This window comes from Pyxidicoccus sp. M6 (assembly GCF_055568925.1).
In genome coordinates this window covers 552,031-573,731 of sequence record NZ_CM145714.1, presented here as the reverse complement: position 1 = coordinate 573,731, position 21,701 = coordinate 552,031, and the positions used below count along the sequence as shown (strand labels likewise).

Here is a 21,701-nt window from a genome sequence, read left to right as displayed (position 1 = left end):
GCACGCCTGCTCCGCCTACGCCTGCCGCCACGGGGTGCAAAGACATGGCGGAAGCCTTCGATGTGGTGGTGATTGGCGCGGGGCCCACGGGTGAGAACGCGGGCGCGCGCGCCGCGGCGGCGGGACTGTCGGTGGCGCTGGTGGAGCAGGAGCTGCTCGGCGGAGAGTGCTCGTACTGGGCCTGCATCCCCAGCAAGGCGCTGCTGCGTCCGGCGGAGGCACTGTGGCTGGCGAAGCAGGCCCCCGGCGCGCGTGAGGCCATCAAGGGTCCGCTCGTGGCCAGCGCCGTGCTGGAGCATCGCGACTACATGGTGGGCAACTACCGCGATGACTCGCAGGCGAAGTGGGCGGAGAGCGCGAAGCTGACGGTGGTGCGCGGCAACGCGAAGCTCGCGGGCCCGCGCAAGGTGCGAGTGGAGGCGAAGGACGGCACGGTGCGCGAGCTGGAGGCCCGGCGCGCGGTGGTGCTGGCCACGGGCAGCCGGCCTCGCATCCCGGACATCCCCGGGCTGAAGGAGGCGAAGCCCTGGGACAACCGCGAGGGCACCGGTGCGAAGGAGGTGCCCAAGCGCCTCGTCGTCCTGGGCGGCGGCGCGGTGGCGGTGGAGCTGGCGCAGGCCTGGCGCTCACTGGGCTCGGAGGTGACGCTGGCCCAGCGCGGGAAGAGCCTGCTATCGCGCTTCGAGCCCTTCGTCGGTGAGCAGGTCGCGAACGCGCTCCGGGAAGAAGGCGTGAAGGTGCTGCTGGGCACCACGGCCGCGCGCGTGCAGCGCGCCGGAGACAAGGGCGAGGTGACGGTGACGCTCACCAACGGCGAGGAGGTCCGCGCGGACGCGCTCCTCGTCGCCATGGGCCGCGTGGCGCGCACGGAGGGCATCGGGCTGGAGACGGTGGGCCTGCAGTCCGGCAAGCCCGTGGAGGTGGATGACCAGCTCCGCGCGAAGGGCGTGGAGGGCGGCTGGCTCTACGCGGCCGGCGACGTGAATGGCCGCAACCTCCTCACGCACATGGGCAAGTACCAGGCGCGGCTGGTGGGCGACATCATCGCGGGGAAGAAGGCACAGGCGTGGGCGGACGCGAAGGCGACGCCGCAGGTCATCTTCACGCACCCGCAGGCGGCGAGCGTGGGCCTCACCGAGGCCAAGGCCCGCGAGGCGAAGCTGCCGGTGCGCACGGTGCAGTACGAGCTGCAGAACGTGTCCGGCACGGGCCTGCTGGGCCGGGGGCTCAAGGGCACCGCGAAGCTGGTGGTGGACGAGAAGCGCCGAGTCATCGTCGGCGCCACCTTCACCGGCCCGGAGGTGGGCGAGATGCTCCACGCCGCGACGATTGCCGTGGCCGGCGAGGTGTCACTCGACACGCTCTGGCACGCGGTGCCGTCGTTTCCCACCATGAGCGAGGTGTGGCTGCGGCTGCTGGAGGCCTACGGCTTGTAGCCGCGACAGGCTCCACAGGAGCCCGGCCGTCAGGACGGGGAGCAGCCCGAACCAGGCTCCGGCGAGCAACGCCGCCGCGGTCACCACGCTCCCGTCCGGGCACCGGGCCCGCATCCTGGTAGTGCCGCCCCACGCCCTCGCGGCTACCTGAATGAGGGCTCACTTCGCTCTCAGTCCCGGAGCTTCGCGGCCCGCGCCTGGACCGGACTGAAGTCCGACGTCCTGCCGCCGAGGCGCGCCCGCGGCTTGCCTCCGTTGCCGTGCGGCGGCCACCATGAAATGGTGCCGGCCCCCTCCCCTCCCTGCCTCCCTCGATGAACACAGATGCCCGGGGCACTCGTGCCACCCCGTCGCCCCAGACCTCTCCCTGCCCGCCCGTGGGAGCGCTCTGACATGAGCCCCACGCCCAGGCTCCCTCTCGCAGTGAACACACCGCCGGACGCCGCGTCCGAGAGCCGCTCCGACACGTACGCCCGCTGGTTCTGGTGGCTCGTGCTCGCGGTGCTCGTCGTGGCCGCGGTGGCCGTAGGCCAGCACCCGCGGCGCGGCGTGGACTTCCGCGTGTACCTCACCGCCGCCGAGCGCTTCCTCGAGGGCACCGACCTCTACCGCGTCTCCGACGGCACCATGCCGTTCAAGTACGCGCCCATCACCGCGCCCCTCTTCATTCCCTTCACCTTCCTCCCCGCGCGCGCCGCCGTCGCACTGTGGAACCTGGGCTCCATCCTCGCGCTCGCCGCCGTGGCCCGGCTCACCACGCGCGTGCCCCCCGGCTCCAGCGAGGCCACGCCCTGGGCCTGGGGCCCTCCGCTCGCCACCGTCGCCCTGCTCCCCGCCTTCACCTTCGAGCTCTTCTACGGACAGGTGGACGCGGTGTTGCTGCTCCTCATCGTGCTCGCCACGCTCGGCGCCGAGCGTGGACACGTGTGGCGCCCCGCCGCCGCGTTCGCCCTGGCGTTCCTGCTCAAGCCGCCCGCCGCGCTCGTGGGCCTGTTCTTCCTGTGGCGCCGGCACTGGCGTGTCATCGGCGCTACCGCGGCCATCGGCATCGTGCTCGCGCTGCCCACGCTGGCCCGCTATGGGTGGGACGGCACGCTCACGCAGATGCGGTTGTGGAGCGAGACGCTCGCGCGCACCACGCCGCCGTGGGCGCTGGGTGCCAATCCGCAGGGCCTGCCCACGCTGCTGCTCTCGCTGGTGCTGCCCTCCGAGTCCATTCCTCCTCCGGGAAGCATGACGCTCGCGCAGGGACTGGCCATCGCGCTCTTCCTCGTGGCCGTCGTGTGGGCGCGGCCCGGTCCGGCGGACCTGCTCGCCATGTGCTGCCTGGGCGTGACGCTCCTCTCGCCGCTCGCATGGCGCGCGAACTACGTGCTCGCGTGGCCCGTGGTGCGCGCCGCCGCCGAGGGCCGGTACAAGCCGAACCTCGTGCTCGTGGCGCTCATCGCTCTCACCGGACTGCTCGTCTCCGACTCGGGGCTCGGGCCGGACCTGTCACATGACGTGCTGCTGTGGAGGCCGTTCGCCGTCATCTACTCCGTGCTGCTCGGCGCCCTCTTGTGGCAGGTGCGCCGCGCGGGAGCGCCTCGCGCGGTGACGGTGGAAGGAGCGCTGTCACGGCTGCCGCGCATGTACCCCGGCATGCGCGCGCCGTGACGCACTCGTCGCCAACCTGAACGCCTCATCACCTTCGTTTCGTGATCCACGGGCCCGCGCTCCGTGACGCGATGGTGACGCCGACTCCACCACCGTCACGAATGCGTCTCGCACGCATGTGCGTCCACGCGACGTGACGCTCCCGTGATTCGTTTGCATGCGAAGTGTCACGGGCACAGGACACCCGTGAGACATGGCGCCGCTATACGCGCATGCAGCCATGTTCGAAACGTTCGACAGCGCTACCGACGTCACCTCCGCACGCCGGTTCGCGCTCTCCACCACTGCGTCCATCGGCGTCTTCGTGCTGATCGGCGTCGCCGCGGTGTCCGCCGCCAACAAGGTGCGCGAGGTCATCCAGGAGAAGAAGGGCGTGGACGTCGTCTTCCGCCCGCCTCCGCCTCCTGTCGTCGAGGTGAAACCTCCGCCTCCTCCACCACCGGCCCCCAAGCCGAAGCTCGCGCCGAAGCCCGCGCCACCCACCGTCGCCAAGGCGCCGCCTCCCGCGCCCACCGTGGCCCCCGCGCCCATCGTCGCTCCCGACGCCGTTCCCCTGACGAAGCCTCCCGAGGCCGAGAAGGAGGTCGTCGCCGCCGCGCCCATCGCCGTGGGCGGCACCGGCACGCTCGTTCCCGGTGGCGTCGTCGGTGGCACCGGCACCGGTGAGGGACTCTCCGGCGGAGGCGGCCGCACGGCGCCCATCAACCTCCCGGAGTCCGCCACGCCTCCGGAGCCGCTCGAGTCCAACCTCATCCCCGAGTACCCCTCCGAGGCCCGCTCCAAGGGACTCGAGGGCATGGTCATCCTCAAGGGCGTCGTCGAGGTCGACGGCCGCGTCACCAACCTCAAGGTGATGCGCGGCGACGAGCCCTTCGCCAGCGCCGCCCTCGCCGCCGTGCGCACGTGGCGCTTCAAGCCGGCCGTCGTCTCCGGCCAGCCCACCGCCGTCTACCGCATCTTCAAGGTCCCCTTCCGCCTCAAGTCGTAGGCCTCACCTTCCCTGCAGCATCCGGAGCCCCCGTCATGAATTTCAATCTCAGGGACATCTATAGCCACATGGGCGTCTTCGCCCTGGGCATCGCCTGGACGCTCATCCTCTTCGCCGTCGCGTCCCTGGCGGTGTTCTTCGAGCGCCTCTTCGTCTTCTCCCGCTCGCGCGCCGCGTCCAAGCGCTTCGCGGGCAAGGCCGGCCAGCTCCTCGCCCAGCACCAGCACGAGTCCCTCGTGAAGGAGGCCGAGGCCACCAAGGGCAGCCACCTCGCCATGCTGCTCGGCGGCGGCATGAAGACGTTCCTCGCGAAGTGCCGCGCTCCCGCCGGCAAGGTGGGCCCCGTCGAGCTCACCCGCCGCGACCTCGTGCGCCTCAATGACCGCGTCAGCGCCGACGTGCGCCGTGGCATGTCCGTGCTCGCCACCGTGGGCTCGGTGGCCCCGTTCGTCGGTCTGCTCGGCACGGTGGTGGGTATCATCGAGGCCTTCGCCGGCATCGCCAAGGAGGGCTCCGGCGGCCTGGGCGCCGTGTCCAGCGGCATCGCCGAGGCGCTCGTCGTCACCGCGCTCGGCCTGCTCGTCGCCATCCCCGCGGTGCTGATGTTCAACTTCCTCACCACCCGCGCGGACTCGCTCCAGCTCTCGCTCGACACCGCCCGCGGCGAGTTCATGGACTACCTGGAGGACCTCGGCCCGCAGAAGCCCGCCGCCTCCAACGGCGCCGCGGTGGCCACCGGTCCCGAGCTCGCTGCCCGCAGGGAGTCGCGCGATGTCCACCCCGCGTAAATCCCTGACGCCGGAGATGAACGTGACGCCGCTGGTGGACGTGGTGCTCGTCCTCCTCATCATCTTCATGGTCGTCACGCCCCAGCTCGAAGCCGGCGCCGCCGTGGAGCTGCCCACGGCCTCGAATCCGGACAAGGAGAACAAGGAGCTGAAGCCCGTCACGGTGAGCCTGGCCTCCAACGGTGCCTTCTACCTGGACCGCAAGGAGCTGAAGCGCGACGCGCTCCTCACCGAGCTGAAGGCCCTGCACGAGAAGGACCCGGAAGCGCCCGTGGTGCTGAAGGCGGACCGCGGCGTGCGCTACTCCGAGGTGCGCGGCCTCTTCAAGCAGATGCAGGACGTGGGCTTCCCCGGCATCAACCTTCAAGTCGTCGACAGGCCGAAGCACTAGGAGGGCGCCATGGCATTCGACGTCGGAGGTGGAAAGGGCGGGCTTCGCCCGTCCATGAACGTGACGCCCCTGGTGGACGTGGTGCTCGTCCTCCTCATCATCTTCATGGTCGTCACCCCGCTGCTCACGAAGCAGATGTGGATGAACGTGCCGGCGAAGAGCGACAAGCAGGACACGCCGCCTCCTCCTCCCGATGCACTGCCTCCGGTGGTGCTCACGGTGGACAAGGCCGGCGTGCTGCGCATCAACCGCGAGGAGGTGCCTCGCGAGCAGGTGGTAGCCCGCCTGCAGCGCATGCTCAACGCGCGCCCGGACAAGATTGTGTTCTTCGACGCGGGCGATGACGTGCCGTACGGAACGGCCATGGAAGTGCTGGACCTGGCGCGCGGCGGGAACATCACCGTCGGCGTGCTGCCGGACAAGCTCGCGGATTGATGCGGGCCCACGGCGGGCCGTGACGCCGAGTTTTCGGCCCGCCGCCTGAATCGTCACAGCTCATTCATTCAGATGCCACGCGTGTCGCGTTCTTTACGCGCGCTGACCGCCGGCAAGGAGATTTCTGTTGTCTCGCAACGCCCTGCCCCGCGCCCTCGTGGCCGCGCTTACCCTCTTCGTCACGTCCGCGCTCGCGCAGTCGAGCGGCTCGGACGTCGCGGCTCCGACGCCCATCGGCCCGTCCGCCACGTCGCCGGCCACCGCGCAGCCGTCTGGAATGAACGTTCCTTCCGGCCAGCCCGCCACGCCCGCGCCCGGAATGAACGTTCCTTCCACCGAGACCGCGCAGCAGCCCGCGGTTCCCGCTGACGGCACCGCCTCCGAGCAGGCCACGCCGCCGACCGACGGCGCCGCCCAGCCGGGTGACACCGCCCCGTCCGAGGCCACCGCGGCCGGCAGCGCCGCTTCGTCCGATGAGGCCATGCTCGCGGAGTCCGCCGAGCCGCCGGCCGGCTTCACCGGCATCTACGGCCGGGTGATTGACCAGGCCAACAGCGAGGGCCTCATCGAGGCCACGGTGAAGGTCGTCACCGGCGCGCAGAAGCAGGCGCTCACGGACCTCGACGGCAACTACCGTCTGGCCCTGCCGCCCGGGAAGTACGACCTGCGCGTCTTCTACGACGTCTATCAGGGCCGCCGAATCACCGGCGTCGTCGTGACGCAGGGCAAGGCCACGAAGCTCGACGTCGCGCTCAGCGCGGACGTGGGCGCGGTGCAGGAAGTTGTCGTCGAGGCCCGCGCCGACCGCCGCGCCGAGGGCGCCCTCCTCCAGGAGCGCAAGAAGGCCGCCGCCGTCTCGGATGCCATCAGCGCGCAGGAAATCTCCCGCACGCCGGACTCCAGCGCCTCGGACGCCGTGAAGCGCGTGGTGAGCGCCACCGTCGTGGACGGCCGCTACGTCCTCCTGCGTGGCCTCGGTGGCCGCTACAGCACCACGCTGCTCAACGGCGCGCTGCTGCCCAGCCCCGAGCCCGACGAGCCCAGCGTCCCGCTGGACCTCTTCCCCACCGCGCTGCTCGCCAACCTCAACGTGGTGAAGAGCTACACCGCCGACCTGCCCGGCAGCTTCGGCGGCGGCACGCTCCTCATCGAGACCAACACCTACCCCAGCCAGTTCGAGTTCAAGCCGCGCATCACCCTCGGCGGCGACTCCGTGACGACGGGCCAGGAGCGCAACTCGCAGCAGGGCGGAGGCCTGGAGTGGCTCGGCTTCGCGGGCAACCAGCGCCGGCTCCCCGAGGCCATCCCCACCACCCACGAGCTGGGCGCCAACGGCGAGTCCGCCGAGCAGCTCGAGCAGGAGTGGGAGAGCTTCCCCAACGTGTGGCGCGCGCAGCGCAAGACGGCCCTGCCCAACCTGGGCCTCAGCGCATCCGTGGGTGACACGCTGCGCTTCGAGAACCGCCGCCTGGGCTACCTGGCCACCATCAACTACGGCCACAAGGAGTCCACGCAGGTCAACAGCTACGGCCGCGCCAGCTTCAACGAGCTGAGCCAGTACATCCGCAACGACGATGCCCGCATCACCCAGGGCACCGAGACGGCCAACCTCAGCGGCCTCGTCAGCGTGGGCTACCAGCTGGACCGCGACAACGAGCTGACCGTCTTCAGCCTCTACACCCGCGGCACCGATACCCGCACCGTCACCAGCACGGGCATCGACTCGCTGAAGGGCGACCGCTACGAGGCCAGCCGGCTCCAGTTCATCGTCCGCCAGCTCTCCTTCAACCAGGTCCGCGGCTTCCACCGCCTGGGCCTCCTCAATGACGCCGAGGTGGACTGGCAGGCCAACCTGTCCCGCGTGGACCGCGACGAGCCGGACACGCGCGACTCGCTCTACAGCGACAACCTCGGCACGCCGACGGGTTCGCTGTCCTTCCCCAACCAGGCCAACAGCGGCGAGCGCTTCTTCGCGGACCTCGGCGAGACGTCCGGCGGCGGCAGCCTCAACCTCACCGTTCCCTTCACCGACGTGCGCCTCAAGGTGGGCGGGCTCGCGCAGGTGTCCGGCCGCGACTTCCGCGCCCGCCGCTTCCGCTACAGCATCGCCCCGAACGGGGATGACGTGGTGGACCGCACCCTCCCGCCCGAGGTCCTGTTCGGTCCCGAGCTGCTCGGCAGCGGCATGCGCCTGCGCGAGGTCACCCGCTCGGATAGCGATGCCTATGACGCGTCTCTCTCCATCTTCGCCGGCTACGTCACCGCGGATGTCACGCCCACGGAGAAGCTGCGGCTGGTGGGCGGCATGCGCCTGGAGACGTCCCGCCAGGAGCTGACGGCGCTGGACCAGTTCACCCTCGAGGAGGCCAGCAACAACAAGGTCAACTACGTGGACTGGCTGCCCGCCTTCAACGCCATCTACGCGCTCACCCCGTCCGTCAACCTGCGCGCGGGCTACAGCTACACGCTGGCGAGGCCCACGTTCCGCGAGCTGGCGCCCTTCCTGTACTACGACTTCGTCCGCCGCCGGAACGTGTCCGGCAACCCCGGCCTGAAGCAGACGCGCATCCACAACGTCGACGCCCGCGCCGAGTGGTTCGTGGGGGACAACGAGGTGCTCGCGGCCAGCGCCTTCTACAAGCGCTTCGTGAACCCCATCGAGCGCGTCATCAACACCGAGGGCGCGGGTGACCTGGGCTTCGAGAACGCCGCGGGTGCCGACACCTACGGCGCGGAGCTGGAGGCGCGCACGTCGCTGGCGCGCTTCACCGAGTCGCTGCGCGCCTTCCGCGTGGGCGCGAACCTCACGCTCATCCAGTCGAAAATCGACCTGGGCGCCGTGAAGGGCCTGCAGACCAACGCCGAGCGTCCGCTGCAGGGCCAGTCGCCCTACGTCATCAACGTCAACCTCGGCTACGAGCGCCCGGAGAGCGGCACGGAAGTGGCGCTGCTCTACAACGTCTACGGACGGCGCGTCAGCGAGGTGGGCACCAACGGCCTGCCGGACGTCTACGAGCAGCCCTTCCACCGCGTGGACCTCGCGCTGACGCAGCGGCTCGCCAGCAACACGCAGCTCAAGCTCACCGCATCCAACCTCCTCGACTCCAAGGTCACCCTCCAGCAGGGCGACATCACCATCCTCCAATACAAGCCGGGCATCGCCTTCACCGCTTCGCTCGGCCTCTCCCTGTAACGCCTCACCCGAAAGGAAGTCCTCCCATGAAGCGGCTCCTTACCTCTCTCCTCGTGCTCTCCAGCCTGACCCTCGCCGCCGGCTGCGGCGACGACAAGGACGACAACAACAACAACACGCCGGACAGCGGGACGCCCGACGAGACGAGGGGCGAGACGGTGGAGGTCTCCGACAACCTCAAGGGGGACACCACCTGGAAGGCGGCCAACACCTACGTCCTGAAGAAGTACATCTTCGTGGAGAGCGGCACGCTCACCATCGAGGCGGGTGCCACCATCAAGGGCGAGGAGGGCAGCGCGCTCATCATCACCCGCAACGCGAAGCTCGACGCGGTGGGCACGGCGGAGAAGCCCATCGTCTTCACGTCCTCCAAGGCCGTGGGCCAGCGCGAGGGCGGTGACTGGGGCGGCGTGGTGCTGCTCGGCAGGGCGAAGCTCAACGTCACCGGTGGCGAGACAACCATCGAGGGCTTCTTCTCCACCGCGGGCAACGAGCTGACGAAGTACGGCGGCCAGGACGACGCGCACAACTGCGGTACCCTGAAGTACGCCCGCATCGAGTTCGCGGGCTACGAGCTGGCGCCGAACAACGAGCTGAACGGCCTGTCCGTGGGCGGCTGCGGCAGCGCGACGAACATCGACTACGTGCAGGTCCACCAGGGCCTGGATGACGGCATCGAGATGTTCGGCGGCACCGCTCCGCTGAAGCACATCGTGATTACGCAGGCGGACGACGACGGCCTGGACTACGACCTGGGCTACAGCGGCAAGGTGCAGTTCCTCATCGTCCAGCAGAGCGCCGCCCGCGGCGACCGCGGCATCGAGGCCTCCAGCAACAAGACCACGCCGACGCAGGCGCCCATCTCCCTCCCTGAAATCTGGAACGCCACGTTCATCGGTGGTGGCGCCAACACCGCCACCAACCCCACGCAGGAGGCCATGGTGTTCAACACCGGCGCCGGCGTGAAGCTGCGCAACTCCATCGTCGCGCACTGGAAGAACCAGGCGGTGGACATCGACGGCACGGCGTCCGCGGCGCTCTTCAACGAGACGGGTGACTCGCGCCTGTCCATCAAGAACACCTTCTTCTGGGACATCGCTGGCAGCAACACCGGCATCCCGTTCGCGCCCAACCCGGTGGTGAGCAACGGCACCACCACGGACCCGGACGCGACGAAGCTCGACGAGTCCAAGGTCATCCTGTCCGACACCAACAAGGTGAAGATGCAGGACCCGCAGCTCACCGCCGCGACGAACCTCACCGCGCCGAACTTCGCGCCCGCCTCGGGCTCCGCCTCGCTCAACGCGGACGCCACCCTCGTGCCGTCCGCGGGCTTCGACACCTCCGCCCGCTTCATCGGCGCCATCGGCACCACGGACTGGACGAAGGGCTGGACCGCCTACCCCGAGAAGTGACGAACACCTGCTGTCGTTGAGCCGTACCGCCGCGTCGCACTCGCGGAGGCACGACTCCCATGGCCCGGTTGCGTGTCGGCTCGCGGAGGGGGCTCCGGGGGCGCAGCACGTGACCGGGCCATGGTTTTCGAGGGGGCCGGCCATTGCCCGCCACCTCGCAGTGCCACGGGCCACTCCAGCACGCGGCCCATGCCGTCACGACGCGGGCCCGGGGGTTGTCCCCGGCCCTGCCTCCTCCAACGTTGCACGATGAGGCCCAGGCCGTTCACGGCCCGGGCCCGCTGCACGAGGAGGCTCGAGCTCATGGCCGAAGAACCTTGGGAGTCCCTGGCTCCCCGCCCGCCCGACGTGCGGGTTGCTCCCAGGGCCCTTGATGCCACCGCCGAGGAGGACCGGCGGACCGGAGATTCGCCGCGAGGCGTGGGACGTCAGAGCCGCGCCGGAGCGGAAGACACGGGCAGCTTCAAGCAGGTGGCCAGCGCACTCGTCGGCGGGGCGCTCCTGAGCATGGGGCTCAAGAGCCGCTCGGTGGGAGGCGTGGCGATGGCGCTCGCGGGAGGCGGGCTCATCTTCCGCGGCACCCGGGGGCGCTCGCTCGCCGGTGGAATCTCGCGCATCCGCAGACGCAGCCTCACCGGACGCGGGGCCCACGAGGAAGGCGTGGTGACGGGCGGCACGGTGCTGGAGCGCTCCATCACCATCCAGAAGCCAGGGCACGAGCTGTACCGCGCATGGCGCGTGGCGGAGAACCTGTCCAAGGTGATGGGCCACTTCGCGGACGTCACCACCACGGGGCCGGACCTCCAGCACTGGAAGGTGCAGGGGCCCTTCGGGAAGACGTACGAGTGGGACTCGCACGTCGTGGAGGAGCAGCCCGGCGAGTTCCTGCGCTGGGAGTCCATGAAGGGCGCGCAGGTTCCGAACGAGGGCTGGGTGCGCTTCCGGCCTGCTCCGCGAGACTGGGGCACGGTGGTGACGCTGCGCTTCCGCTTCAACCCGCCGGCCGGAGTGGTGGGCGACGCCGCGGTGAAGCTCTTCGGCGACGTGCCCACGGCGCTCGCGTACAGGACGCTCCGGCGCTTCAAGAGCCTCGTCGAGACGGGCGAGGTCCCCACGACGAACCCCAACCCCGCCGCTCGCCACGGCGGACAATCCTCCTACTGAGGGACACGTCGATGCGCGCACTCTGCTGGAATGGAGTCAATGACTTGCGTGTGGAGACGGTGGCGGACCCGGCCATCGTCAACCCGCGTGACGTCATCCTCAAGGTGACGATGTCCACGACGTGTGGCTCGGACCTGCACTTCATCGACGGGTACATCCCGACGATGCGCGAGGGGGACGTCATCGGCCACGAGTTCATGGGGGAAATCGTCGACGTGGGCCGCGACGTGAAGAAGGTGAAGAAGGGCGACCGCGTGGTGGTGCCTTCCTTCATCTGCTGCGGCAACTGCTGGTACTGCCAGCACGACCTGTACTCGCTCTGCGACAACACGAACCCGAAGGCGGAGCTGCAGGAGCCGGTGTTCGGCTACCCGACGGCGGGCATCTACGGCTACACGCATGCCTTCGGCGGCTACGCGGGCGCGCATGCGCAGTACGTGCGCGTGCCGCACGCGGACACGGACTGCTTCCTCGTGCCGGAAGGGCTGAAGGACGAGCAGGTCATCTTCCTCTCCGACGCGGTGCCCACGGGCTACATGGGCGCGGACTTCTGCAACATCCAACCGGGCGACACCGTGGCCGTGTGGGGCTGCGGCGGCGTGGGGTTGATGGCGCAGAAGAGCGCCTTCCTGCTGGGGGCCTCGCGGGTGATTGGCATCGACCGCTTCCCCGAGCGGCTGCAGCTGGCGCGCGAGAAGGTGGGCTCGGAGACCATCCACTACGCGGAGGTGGAGAGCGTCCTCGATTTGCTGAAGGAGCTGACGGGTGGGCGCGGGCCGGACGCGTGCATCGACGCGGTGGGGATGGAGGCGCACGGCACGGGCGTGGAGTACGCGTATGACCGGGCGAAGCAGGCGCTGCACCTGCACTCGGACCGGGGCGAGGCGCTGCGGCAGGCCATCGTCGCGTGCCGCAAGGGCGGGACGCTGTCGATATTGGGAGTCTATGGCGTGATGGACAAGTTCCCCATCGGGGCCATCATGAACAAGGGGCTCACCGTGCGCACCGCGCAGCAGCACGGGCAGAAGTACCTGCCGCGCCTGCTGGAGCACGTGAAGAAGGGCGAGCTGGACCCGTCGTTCCTCGCCACGCACCGGTTCAACCTGGAGGGCGGGCCGCTCGCGTACGAGATGTTCAAGAAGAAGAAGGACGGGTGCGTCCGCGCGGTGTTCCTGCCGAACTGACGACGCGGGGCCCTACTCCCCCTGCTTGAACAGTCCCTGGCGAATCAGCTCCTTCGCCAGGAAGGGGAAGTACTTCTGCAGGTGACGGAAGCTCAGGTCCTTTTCCAGGTAGCCGGCGTAGTACTCGCTTCGCTGCTGGATGAACTCGTCGCTATTGAGGTCCAGCCGCTCAATGGTGGCCTGGACCTGCTTGAGTATCGTCTCGGGAAGCCCTACTCCCGGCACTACCTCCAGTGTCGAGAGGTTGAGTGCAAACCAGCCATCCCGTACCTCGAAGGGGTCCAGCACGTCTTCGAGGTCGTTCTTGCGAGCATTCATCCGGCCGCACGCGAGCCGGTAGTTGCTCCACTCGTATGCAAGCTCGCGGCGCTTCGACTTGGGCAGCATGTGGTCAACGGACACGCTGCCAGTGCCTCGCGGAATGTGGAGGCACGAATAGGCACAGATGCCCTGGTAGCTCACCCAGAGCTGTGTGGAGCAGTGACGCCAGTGCGGCTTGAGCTCGCCTTCCGAATCGGCCAGGTCCTTGCGGCCCGGCAGGCGGACCCGAGCATCGAAGTCCGGTGGCTCGGGCTGGGGCTGAACGGGAATCATGGGTCGATGCCCGCGGCCTCCGCCCGCGCGAGCCAACGAGGCCAGAAGGGGTCCGTGTCCTTGAGCAGCCGGTGCAGCTCGTTGTGGATGCGGCGGACCTCTTCAACAGGGAGGTTCGGGTTCTTGAGCGCGGCCTTCGCTTGAGTGATGGCCTGCTCGGCCTCCACGGAGCGCGGCTCCTTGAGGTCGAAGACCTCGGAGGTAAGCCATGCGTTGGCATCACCTCGGGGACGCCACTCCGCCTGGGTGACCTTCACCTCGTTGCCCACGAGGTCGAACATGAAGAGCGCGTCCTGGGACTCATCGAAGCGAGGCTCGATGGAGGCCAGCACCAGCGGCGAGTGCGTCACGGCGATGACTTGGACCGGAACGTTCTCCTGAAGCGCCTGGACCACATCGAGCAGCGAAGGAAGGATGAGGCGCTGCCAACGAGGATGCAGGTGCGCCTCGACCTCGTCGATGAGCAACACGACATGGTCGGCAGTGGGGACGCGCAGCAGCTTCGCGGCCCGGACATGCTCCTCCCAGGCCCAGACCAGCAGGTATGCGAGTCCGACGATGCGCCGGACAGCAGCGGATGCATGGGTCAATGGCACGAGGCCGTAGGGCATCTGGAGCGTGGGGATGTCCCGGACGTCTTCGATGCTGATGCGCGTCGGCTCGCCCGGAACGAGTGGCTCGCCTACGCCCGGCGACAGAATCTCCAGGACACGCTTCAAGCGCAGGAAGGACTCAGCGCCACGGACCTGCCAGGAGATCCAATCCCGGATGAGGCCATTGCAAAGGACGCGGCCATCACGCTCCAAGCCATTCCAGAGCGCGTCCGAGGAGAAGTCGTAGGACGCGAGGTTGGAGGCCCCACCGTCCCAACTATTCCGGGCCTCATCCCACACGGAGAAACTGCCATCCACGCGCGCATACAGCGTCAGCCCTGAGTTGATGGGGAGGACAACCGCAGGATGCGGCCCCCCTCGCATGTCCACGTCACGGGTGAACTGTGCGCCGCCTCCCAGCCGGCCCTTGAGGGATACCGTAATCCGAGGGGTCCCAGGCCAGTCCTCTCTGGGAAGCGCGGGAACATGGTCGAGCTTCTGCGTGAGCGCCCACCACGCGAGGTCGAGAACGAACGTCTTGCCGAGTCCGTTGTCTCCCGTCAGCAGATTGAGCCGTGGCTTGAAGGCCAGTGACAGGTTCGGGCTCGGCCCGACTCCCTCCAGTTCCAGACGCTCAAGCATCCAAGGCCTCCCCGGCTGGCCGAGTCGTCTTCACATGGTGACCTGCCCGCATCACGCCTCCGGTCCTCGTCGAAGCCGGCGGAGCGACTACCCACCAGCCACGACCCTCCATACTTCAAGAACAGGCCGATTCTTAGAACAAGGCCGCACCCGCCCCGACCAGAACACGACGGCCCGGCACCTCGCGTGAGGCACCGGGCCGTGTGACTTTCACCGTGAAGCCGTGACTCAGGCGGTGGGCAGCATGCCGTTGCCGGACTCGTGCGCGGCGGCGGCCAGGGCCTCGGGCGTGGCGCCGTCGGAGAACAGCGTGCCGCCCGTGGCCGGACGGACCTTCGGCGGACGGCCGCGGCGCTTCGGCGCGTTCTCGTCGTTGCCCTGTGCGGCGGCCACCGGCTCGGCCGCCGTGCCTTCCGTGCGCGGGCCCTTGCGCGCCGCTCGCGGCAGGCTGATGCCCTCCAGCTTCGCGCTCAGCTCCGCGTTGTCCTCGGAGAAGACTCGCGCGTACGCCAGCGCGCGCTGGCCCTTCTGCAAGAGGGCGTCCTGGCTCTCGTGCAGCGCCTGGCGCGCGGCCTCCAGCGCGGCCTGCGCCTTCGCCACCAACTCCGCCTTCTCACGCACCACCGCCGCCGCGTCGTCCAGCACCTCGGCGTCCACGTCCGGGAAGCGAACCTCGTTCAGCTCCGTGGCGAACAGCTCGAGCAGCGCGCGCAGCGCCGGGGAAATAGGGTCGTTCTCGTTCGAGTCGAACATGGGCGGGCCTCCTGGCTCCGTGCGGGAAGGTCCGCCCATCTGCACATAGGTTCAGTGTCAGATCAAGAGGGTACGCTGCCGGGCCGGAAAGTCGGCCCCGCGCGCGTTTTCAAGCCCACGCTGCCTGGCGCACTTCCGTTCAGTGTCAGTGCACGGAAGTCAATCCACGCGAACCAGCGACGCCTCGCGCAGCCCCTCGCTCGCGTCCACGTCCACCGCGAGGTAGTGCCGGCCCACGCCGTCGAACGTCTCCGGAATCGCGCCGCCTCCACCGGAGATGAACGCCGGGATGCCCGCGTTGGTGAACGAGTAGTACGAGTGGATGTGGCCGTAGAGCGTGAGGTCCACGCCCTCGCGCGCGAGCTTGCCCACGAGCCCCGCCGCCTCGCCCCGGCTCGCGAAGCCTCCGCCTCGCAGGCCCACCGGGTCCTGCGGCGGCACGTGCATGGCCACCACGTGCACTCCATCCCGCGACGCCTGGAGCCACGACTCGAGCTGCTCCTCCACCGAGGGGTCCACCGTGCCGTTGCTGGAGTCCACCACGGTGAAGCGCACGCCCCGGAAGGTGAAGCTCTGACTGCCCCGGCCCACCAGCGCGGTGTACTCCTCCGCGTCCTTCGCGAAGGTCTCGTGGTTGCCCAGCGTGGCGTACAGCGGAATCCTCGAGCCGGCCTCCAGCCGCTCCTGGAACTCCAGCAGCTCCTCGCGGCTGCCGCCCTCCGTCAGGTCTCCGGCGAAGAGGATGAAGCGCAGCGTGTCGTCCTTCTGCATCCGCGCGTAGATGTCGCCCACGCGCGGCAGGGCCTCCTGCACGTCGGCCAGCGCGGCGAAGCGGAAGGGCTCTCGCGTCTGCCAGTCCGGCGGCGCCACCGTCAGGCGCGCCGTGGCTCCCGGGCGCAGGGACACGCGCCACTGCTTCACGGTGGGCAGGGCCTGCGGCAGGGCCTCCACGGAGAGGAGCTCGCCTCCGTCCACTTCGGCGGAGAGCTCCGCGTCCGGCATGGCGTTGCGCACGGTGAGCACCCAGTCGGAGGGAGCTTCCGCCGTGAGCGTGGCGCGTACGGTGAAGGCCGGCGCGTTGCCCCAAAGCATCAACGTCCCCGGAGACACGTCGCGTACGGCGGCGAGCCCGCCCTCCACCTCCAGCGACAGGCCTCCACCCTCGGCGCGGCCCACCTTCGAGTCACGGATGGCGCGGTTCTCCGCGGGCCGCATGCAGCCCGAGAGGAGCAGCGCGCCCACCGCGCCGATGCCGAGTGCGTGCTTCACGACTCGCGTCCCACGAGGACCCGGGGTGCGGCAGGAGCCGTGCGCGCGGCACCCTCGCGCGGCCCAGCAGCCACGTTGTGCGGCACCGCGGCCCCGAGCGTCTGGGTTGCCGGCAGTGCCGCCCTTGTCGTGACCTCACGCGCTCCGGCAACAGCGTTGTGCTGGCTGCGCATATCCCTCGCCGACCCGTAGCCCCAGCGCCGGCCGAGCTGTGCCCACTCCCTGGCGGAGGTGTCGTGCTGACCACCCGCGTGCCTCGTGGCCACGTAGCGAGGAGGAGGGCCCATGCCAAACCAACTGTTCGCGCTCGTCACGACTCACCTCCCACCGTGTAGATAAGGGACAGACGTCCCACGATGGCGCCTCCCGCCTGCAGCTCGGCGGAGACGCCCCAGTCGTTCGTCAGCAGCGTGCGGCCTCGCAGGCCGAAGCTGCCCACCACTCCACCGCCTCGCGTGCGCATGCCTCCCGCGAAGCCGTCCTTCCGGTGGTCGTAGTAGAGGAGCGCGTCGCCTCGCACCGGACCGCCGCGCCCCAGCCACACGCCGTAACCGAAGGTGAAGAGGAGCTGCTCATCCAGGTTCCCGTCGCTCACCGCGCCCGGGTAGCTGTAGCCCTGCAGCGACGTGCCGATGCTCGCCTCCGCGAAGGAGCCGGCGAGCGACGGACTCACTCGCGCCATCGCATAGCGGCCTCGCAGGCCCACTTCGCCTCCGGCCACCGTGAAGCCTTCCGTCGGGTAGCGGTGGAAGAGGCCATACAGCTCCGCGTCCAGTGACGTGCCATCCGAGCCATTGCGCGCGCCCTCGGGCTCGCCGATGAGGCGGTACGCGCCGCCGAAGCGCACCTGCGTGTTGCCTTCATTCGGAGCCAGCCGCGCGGTGGCCTCCAGCTTCACCGAGTCCAGGCGAGCCAGCGCGCCGAGCGAGACGAAGTGGCTGTAGTCGAAGGACGGGTCGTTGACGTACTGGTAGCCCATCTCCAGCTCCAGCGGCGGCAGCGAGGGCGCGGGCATGCCCGGGTCGAAGGCCGGCGACGTCACCGCATAGAGATTCGCGAGCGCGGAAACGCCGAACACGCTGAAGCCCGCGAGCGTCACCGCGTACAGCGGAGCGATGGTGCGCCGCGACGCGCCCGTGAAGACGATGGGCACGCCACCGAGCGCGATGAGCCCGAGGCCCGTGCCCTCCAGCGCCCAGAGGCGCTTCGCCGTCTGCCCGTCCCCCGCGAGCCAGGGGCCCAGCCCGTGGAACAGGAGCCCGGGCATCACGGAAGCGGCCACCGGCAGCGGCTTGAAGGTGCGCGGCTCCATCGGCGTGAGCGGTGTCAGCCCCGGAGACAGGACGTTGTCTCCGGGGCCTCGCGGAGCCTGTGGCGAAAGAGGGTTGGCCTGAGACTCAGTGGGCCCTGGCTCGGCGCCTTCGCGCACCTCGGACTCGGAGACACCGTGCGAGGCCCCCTCCGGCCCCATCGCCCTGCGCGCCGCGAGCCCCTGCTCTCCACCCACCCGAATCGGCGGAACGGACGCGGGCAGGCGCACCGGCACGTCCCTCGGCACGTCCAGGCCGCCCAGCTCCGGCCCCTGCGACAACAGGTCGAACGCGGACTGTGCCCGGGCCACCGACGGCAGCACGGCCAGCACCCACACCAAGGCCAGCGCGGTCCTCCACGAGCGCGGGGGGAGCTCGGACTCCATCGGCTTCGCCTCTTTCCTTCCACGAAGGGCTGCCCACCCTCCGCCCGCCGGCTTCGCCGGACGTGCCCGCCTACATAACGGCGAGCCCCCCGGATGCCTTGAGCGCCGCATTTAAGAAGTGTGAAGCCAGTCGACAGCCCCACTCACGCCACCCGAAATCCTCACGGATTCCAGCGACTTGCACGGCCGTCCAGATACTTAACCCCCTCAACCAATCATTCTGAGATTCGGCGGGACTCACTCCGAGAGTCTCGGTCCGAGCCCTCACGGGCTGGCGGGGTCTCCCGGCACCCCGTTCACATCGGCTCTGGCCCGAACCCAACGTCCAAGAAGCTGATCCAAGCACTCCCAGCGAAAACTTCGCGTGCCGTGCGAGCGGGAACAAAGACATTCTCTGGAACGGGAGTATGCTCAACCTCCCTCATCTTCCTTTCCTGGCCCAGCACCCGTGGCGGAAACCAGCCCCCAGCAATTCGGCAAATACGTCCTGCTATCGAAGATTGCCGCGGGCGGTATGGCGGTCACCTATCGCGCCCGAATGACGGGGGCGGCGGGTGTCACCAAGCCGTGCGTCATCAAGCAGATCCTCCCGCACTTCGTCGATGACACCGACTTCGTCGAGATGTTCATCGGCGAGGCGCGGCTGGTCGCGAGCATGAGCCACAGCAACATCGCCCAGGTCTTCGACTTCGGCGAAGTGGACGGCCAGTACTTCATCGCCATGGAGCTGGTGCAGGGGCAGCCCCTGTCCAAGGTGCTCCGCCGCGCGCAGAAGGCCGGCATGGGCTTCTTCCCGGAGCCGCTCGCGCTGCACATCGCCAGCAAGCTGTGCGACGGCCTGGACTACGCGCACCGCCACGTGGGCGAGGACGGCATGGAGATGGGGCTCGTCCACCGCGACGTGTCCCCCGACAACGTCCTCATCTCCTACGAGGGCGAGGTCAAGGTCATCGACTTCGGCATCGCCAAGGCCACCAGCGTCGTCGAGGCGAAGACGTCCCCCGGCACCCTCAAGGGCAAGTACCCGTACTTCTCCCCCGAGCAGGCGCAGGGCCGGCAGGACCTGGACGCGCGCACGGACGTGTACGCCGCCGGCGTCGTCCTCTACGAGATGATTTGCGGCAAGCGGCCCTACGAAGGCGAGTTCGTCGCCGTGCTGCCGCGCATCATCAGCGGCGACTGCCTGCCGCCCTCCTCCATCAACCACTCGGTGAGCGCGGAGCTGGAGACGGTCATCTCCCACGCGATGGCCATCGACCGCGACACGCGCTACCAGACGGCGAAGGAGCTGAGCGAGTCGCTGGTGGAGCTGCTCTACCGCGACAACCCGCGCTTCACGCCGGCCCTGCTGTCGCAGCTCATGGCCTACCTCTTCGCCGAGGAGCTGGCCGCGGAAGGGCGCAAGGCGCCGGAGACCACCCCCACCTTCAAGGAGCAGCTCGCGCAGTGGCAGACGGGCAACGCGGAGCCCTCGCAGGGCCGCGCGCGTCCCCTCTCCAGCAACTCGCAGCGCTCCACGCCCGGCAGCCCCGGCGTGCGCAAGCCCCCGAGTGACGGCGGTGGCCGTCCCACCAGCGAGCGCCGCCCCCCCGCCAGCAGCCCGGGCCAACGCCGCGTCACCAGCTCCGGCGGCCTGCGCCGGGTGACGAACCCCAACATGCCCCGCTCCGAGGGCGGCGCGCGCCGGCCCGCCACCGGGGAACGTTCCGCTCCGCCCGTGCCCGAGCTGCCCGACGAGCCGAGCACCGACGCCGGCATCGCCCCGGACATCGTCCCCACGCTCGCCGCGCCTCGCGACACGCCAGTGGAGACGCCCGCCGTCGACGTGGAAGAAGCGGCGCTGCTGCCCACCTCCGCGCGCACCCCGCCCGCGCGCGGGCCCAACGGCTTCCGCACGGCCGCCGACGAGGCGCGCGACAAGCTGGCTCGCGAAGAGGCCGAGCTCGCCGCGAAGCGCCAGCAGCAGGTGCGCTCGCTGAGCATCTACATCTTCGGCACCGCCGCCGTGCTGCTCGTCATCGGGCTGCTCTACAACTTCGTCTTCAAGTCGGACTGGGTGCCCGAGGGGAACGAGAGCACCACCACGCTGTGGGTGACGTCCAAGCCCGCGGGCGCGCAGGTGAAGCTCAACAACAAGGAGCTCCCCGGCCGCACGCCGCTCATGGTGGAGGGCGTCATCGTCGGCCAGGCCAACACGCTGGTGCTGACGCTGCCCGGCCACCTGGCCTGGACGAAGCGCTTCACGCCCCTCTCGAAGCTGGCGGAGCCCGTCAACGCGGAGCTGCAGCCGCTCACCCCCGCGACGCCGCCTCCCGTGCTCCCCGTGGCCACCGCTCCCACCACCGACGCGGGCACCGAGGCCCAGGCCGCCGCGACGCCGGACGCCGGAGCCCAGGTGGTTGCCGCCGCGGCGCCGGACGCGGGGGCCGAAGTCCTTGGCGAAGGTGACGGCGTAGGCGACGCGGAGCAGCGCGCGCTGCACGAGGTGGACTACCCCACGCGAGTGATGGTGCTGCGGCCCATGTACAACGCCGCGCCCATCCCCGAGTACGCCGCCGCCTCCGTCGACATGAACCCGGGCGCCGCGTACTCCGTGTGGACGGAGGGCAGCGCCTCGCTCGCGGAGGGGCGCGGCACCGGCTCCAACACGCTGGCCTACTTCGCGGACGGGGATTTGCCCGCGGACAGCAGCTTCGGCCTGCTCGGGGGTTCTCCGCGCACCATCAAGGGCGCGAAGAGGCTCTACGTCTTCGCCCTGGACGACAGCGGGCCGGAGGACAACAGCGGCACCATCCGCGTCAACCTCCGTCAGTCCGCGTACGTGCCGCCGCGCTCGTTCACCTTCGACGCGAAGGAGAACGCGCTGCAGCTCAAGCCCGAGCACCAGGTGGCGCTGCGCGGCCTCAACCCGCGCTCCACCTACCTGTTCACCGTGCGCGACGACTTCGCGGAGCTGCGCTCCTCGGCCAACGGCCGCGTGCGCCAGGTGCTGTGCGTGGAGCGCGGCCCCAGCGCTGACTCGGTGCGTGCCACCCACCGCCTGCTGGAGACGGGCAAGCGCTACCAGGTCACCGGTGCCGAGGACCTGCGCTGCACCTTCCCCGACTCGAAGGTGACGGACAACCAGGGCGCCATCGAGGTGGACATCGTCGACGTGACGGTGATGTCCCGCAAGGAGCGCGCCGAGGCCCTCAAGGGTTCGCGGCGCTCCGAGCGGTAGCTGGCGGCCGGGCGAGCGCCTCGCGTGCTCCCCGAGCAGCGGGCCATCATCGGGACCGGCCCTCCGTGTGTCCGGATTGTCACGCTCCCGCGGTGCCGGAGATGGCTACCCTATCCGCATCACCGCGTTGCTGACCGCACGCGGGAGTGACTTCGAGGCGGGCAGCGGTTGCCCGGTTCCTGCCGTAAGGGCCAGCGTGGGCCGCGAAGCACGGCGGCCCGGTTCGACAAGGACGGGAAAGGCGCGTGGGCGCGGGGCCGAGGCGGGCACCGGGCCCACGGGTC

At 69.7% G+C, this 21,701-nt stretch carries 16 protein-coding genes; 11 read left to right on the top strand and 5 right to left on the bottom strand.

The features are described 5' to 3' along the window. Window positions 1–44: 44 nt before the first annotated feature. From ACVTJA_RS02350 to ACVTJA_RS02305, 10 genes are all read left to right on the top strand, one after another. Window positions 45–1,436, top strand: a complete 1,392-nt coding sequence (locus tag ACVTJA_RS02350; protein WP_465833413.1) for a dihydrolipoyl dehydrogenase family protein — start codon at window positions 45–47, stop codon at window positions 1,434–1,436. A 393-nt stretch (window positions 1,437–1,829) separates the two neighbouring features. Next, window positions 1,830–3,092, top strand: coding sequence for a glycosyltransferase family 87 protein (locus tag ACVTJA_RS02345; RefSeq protein ID WP_465833411.1), 1,263 nt, complete (start codon window positions 1,830–1,832; stop codon window positions 3,090–3,092). Window positions 3,093–3,312: 220 nt separating this feature from the next. After that, entirely contained in the window at window positions 3,313–4,080 is a 768-nt protein-coding gene (locus ACVTJA_RS02340; RefSeq protein ID WP_465833410.1) for an energy transducer TonB, read from the top strand. Between the two features lie 35 nt (window positions 4,081–4,115). Continuing rightward, window positions 4,116–4,868 carry a MotA/TolQ/ExbB proton channel family protein gene (locus tag ACVTJA_RS02335; RefSeq protein WP_465833408.1) on the top strand — a complete coding sequence of 251 codons (753 nt, stop codon included), beginning with the start codon at window positions 4,116–4,118 and terminating at the stop codon, window positions 4,866–4,868. Then, on the top strand, window positions 4,852–5,259 hold the full coding sequence (locus ACVTJA_RS02330) for an ExbD/TolR family protein (protein WP_465833406.1): 408 nt from the start codon (window positions 4,852–4,854) through the stop codon (window positions 5,257–5,259). The genes ACVTJA_RS02335 and ACVTJA_RS02330 overlap by 17 nt, the downstream gene beginning before the upstream one ends. A 9-nt stretch (window positions 5,260–5,268) precedes the next feature. Next, on the top strand, window positions 5,269–5,694 hold the full coding sequence (locus ACVTJA_RS02325; protein ID WP_465833405.1) for an ExbD/TolR family protein: 426 nt from the start codon (window positions 5,269–5,271) through the stop codon (window positions 5,692–5,694). Window positions 5,695–5,818: 124 nt separating this feature from the next. Further along, complete coding sequence (locus tag ACVTJA_RS02320; RefSeq protein WP_465840756.1) at window positions 5,819–8,887, top strand: TonB-dependent receptor domain-containing protein; 3,069 nt, start codon at window positions 5,819–5,821, stop codon at window positions 8,885–8,887. 26 nt (window positions 8,888–8,913) lie between these two features. Then, window positions 8,914–10,302, top strand: a complete 1,389-nt coding sequence (locus tag ACVTJA_RS02315) for a hypothetical protein (protein ID WP_465833403.1) — start codon at window positions 8,914–8,916, stop codon at window positions 10,300–10,302. Window positions 10,303–10,605: 303 nt separating this feature from the next. Beyond that, the gene (locus tag ACVTJA_RS02310; protein WP_465833402.1) at window positions 10,606–11,466 is read left to right on the top strand and encodes an SRPBCC family protein; all 861 of its coding nucleotides are present in this window, start codon (window positions 10,606–10,608) and stop codon (window positions 11,464–11,466) included. 11 nt (window positions 11,467–11,477) lie between these two features. Next, window positions 11,478–12,650, top strand: a complete 1,173-nt coding sequence (locus tag ACVTJA_RS02305; RefSeq protein WP_465833400.1) for a zinc-dependent alcohol dehydrogenase — start codon at window positions 11,478–11,480, stop codon at window positions 12,648–12,650. Between the two features lie 12 nt (window positions 12,651–12,662). Here the strand turns inward: ACVTJA_RS02305 and ACVTJA_RS02300 are convergent, their stop codons facing one another. The 5 genes from ACVTJA_RS02300 to ACVTJA_RS02280 all read right to left on the bottom strand — a co-directional run bounded on the left by ACVTJA_RS02300 (window position 12,663) and on the right by ACVTJA_RS02280 (window position 18,197). Beyond that, a complete protein-coding gene (locus ACVTJA_RS02300) occupies window positions 12,663–13,244 on the bottom strand; it encodes an HNH endonuclease family protein (protein ID WP_465833398.1) in 582 nt (193 codons plus the stop codon). Then, complete coding sequence (locus ACVTJA_RS02295; protein WP_465833396.1) at window positions 13,241–14,479, bottom strand: AAA family ATPase; 1,239 nt, start codon at window positions 14,477–14,479, stop codon at window positions 13,241–13,243. Before ACVTJA_RS02295 ends, ACVTJA_RS02300 begins: the two co-directional genes overlap by 4 nt. A gap of 228 nt (window positions 14,480–14,707) precedes the next feature. Continuing rightward, on the bottom strand, window positions 14,708–15,232 hold the full coding sequence (locus ACVTJA_RS02290) for a hypothetical protein (protein WP_465833394.1): 525 nt from the start codon (window positions 15,230–15,232) through the stop codon (window positions 14,708–14,710). 159 nt (window positions 15,233–15,391) lie between these two features. Next, on the bottom strand, window positions 15,392–16,447 hold the full coding sequence (locus tag ACVTJA_RS02285; protein ID WP_465840754.1) for a metallophosphoesterase family protein: 1,056 nt from the start codon (window positions 16,445–16,447) through the stop codon (window positions 15,392–15,394). A gap of 364 nt (window positions 16,448–16,811) precedes the next feature. After that, window positions 16,812–18,197: a hypothetical protein gene (locus tag ACVTJA_RS02280; protein ID WP_465833393.1), complete on the bottom strand. Its 1,386-nt coding sequence runs from the start codon at window positions 18,195–18,197 to the stop codon at window positions 16,812–16,814. 448 nt (window positions 18,198–18,645) lie between these two features. Here ACVTJA_RS02280 and ACVTJA_RS02275 point away from each other — a divergent pair, with 448 nt between their 5' ends. Continuing rightward, a complete protein-coding gene (locus ACVTJA_RS02275; protein ID WP_465833391.1) occupies window positions 18,646–21,417 on the top strand; it encodes a protein kinase domain-containing protein in 2,772 nt (923 codons plus the stop codon). Window positions 21,418–21,701 lie beyond the last annotated feature (284 nt).

Excerpts from the sequence above, each read along its gene's own strand:
- ACVTJA_RS02315 (WP_465833403.1), top strand. The coding sequence starts at position 8,914 with ATGAAGCGGCTCCTTACCTCTCTCCTCGTGCTCTCCAGCCTGACCCTC.
- ACVTJA_RS02330 (WP_465833406.1), top strand. The coding sequence starts at position 4,852 with ATGTCCACCCCGCGTAAATCCCTGACGCCGGAGATGAACGTGACGCCG.
- ACVTJA_RS02285 (WP_465840754.1), bottom strand. The coding sequence starts at position 16,447 with ATGCGGCCCGCGGAGAACCGCGCCATCCGTGACTCGAAGGTGGGCCGC.
- ACVTJA_RS02345 (WP_465833411.1), top strand. The coding sequence starts at position 1,830 with ATGAGCCCCACGCCCAGGCTCCCTCTCGCAGTGAACACACCGCCGGAC.
- ACVTJA_RS02335 (WP_465833408.1), top strand. The coding sequence starts at position 4,116 with ATGAATTTCAATCTCAGGGACATCTATAGCCACATGGGCGTCTTCGCC.
- ACVTJA_RS02310 (WP_465833402.1), top strand. The coding sequence starts at position 10,606 with ATGGCCGAAGAACCTTGGGAGTCCCTGGCTCCCCGCCCGCCCGACGTG.
- ACVTJA_RS02290 (WP_465833394.1), bottom strand. The coding sequence starts at position 15,232 with ATGTTCGACTCGAACGAGAACGACCCTATTTCCCCGGCGCTGCGCGCG.
- ACVTJA_RS02300 (WP_465833398.1), bottom strand. The coding sequence starts at position 13,244 with ATGATTCCCGTTCAGCCCCAGCCCGAGCCACCGGACTTCGATGCTCGG.
- ACVTJA_RS02350 (WP_465833413.1), top strand. The coding sequence starts at position 45 with ATGGCGGAAGCCTTCGATGTGGTGGTGATTGGCGCGGGGCCCACGGGT.
- ACVTJA_RS02295 (WP_465833396.1), bottom strand. The coding sequence starts at position 14,479 with ATGCTTGAGCGTCTGGAACTGGAGGGAGTCGGGCCGAGCCCGAACCTG.
- ACVTJA_RS02280 (WP_465833393.1), bottom strand. The coding sequence starts at position 18,197 with ATGGAGTCCGAGCTCCCCCCGCGCTCGTGGAGGACCGCGCTGGCCTTG.
- ACVTJA_RS02305 (WP_465833400.1), top strand. The coding sequence starts at position 11,478 with ATGCGCGCACTCTGCTGGAATGGAGTCAATGACTTGCGTGTGGAGACG.
- ACVTJA_RS02325 (WP_465833405.1), top strand. The coding sequence starts at position 5,269 with ATGGCATTCGACGTCGGAGGTGGAAAGGGCGGGCTTCGCCCGTCCATG.
- ACVTJA_RS02340 (WP_465833410.1), top strand. The coding sequence starts at position 3,313 with ATGTTCGAAACGTTCGACAGCGCTACCGACGTCACCTCCGCACGCCGG.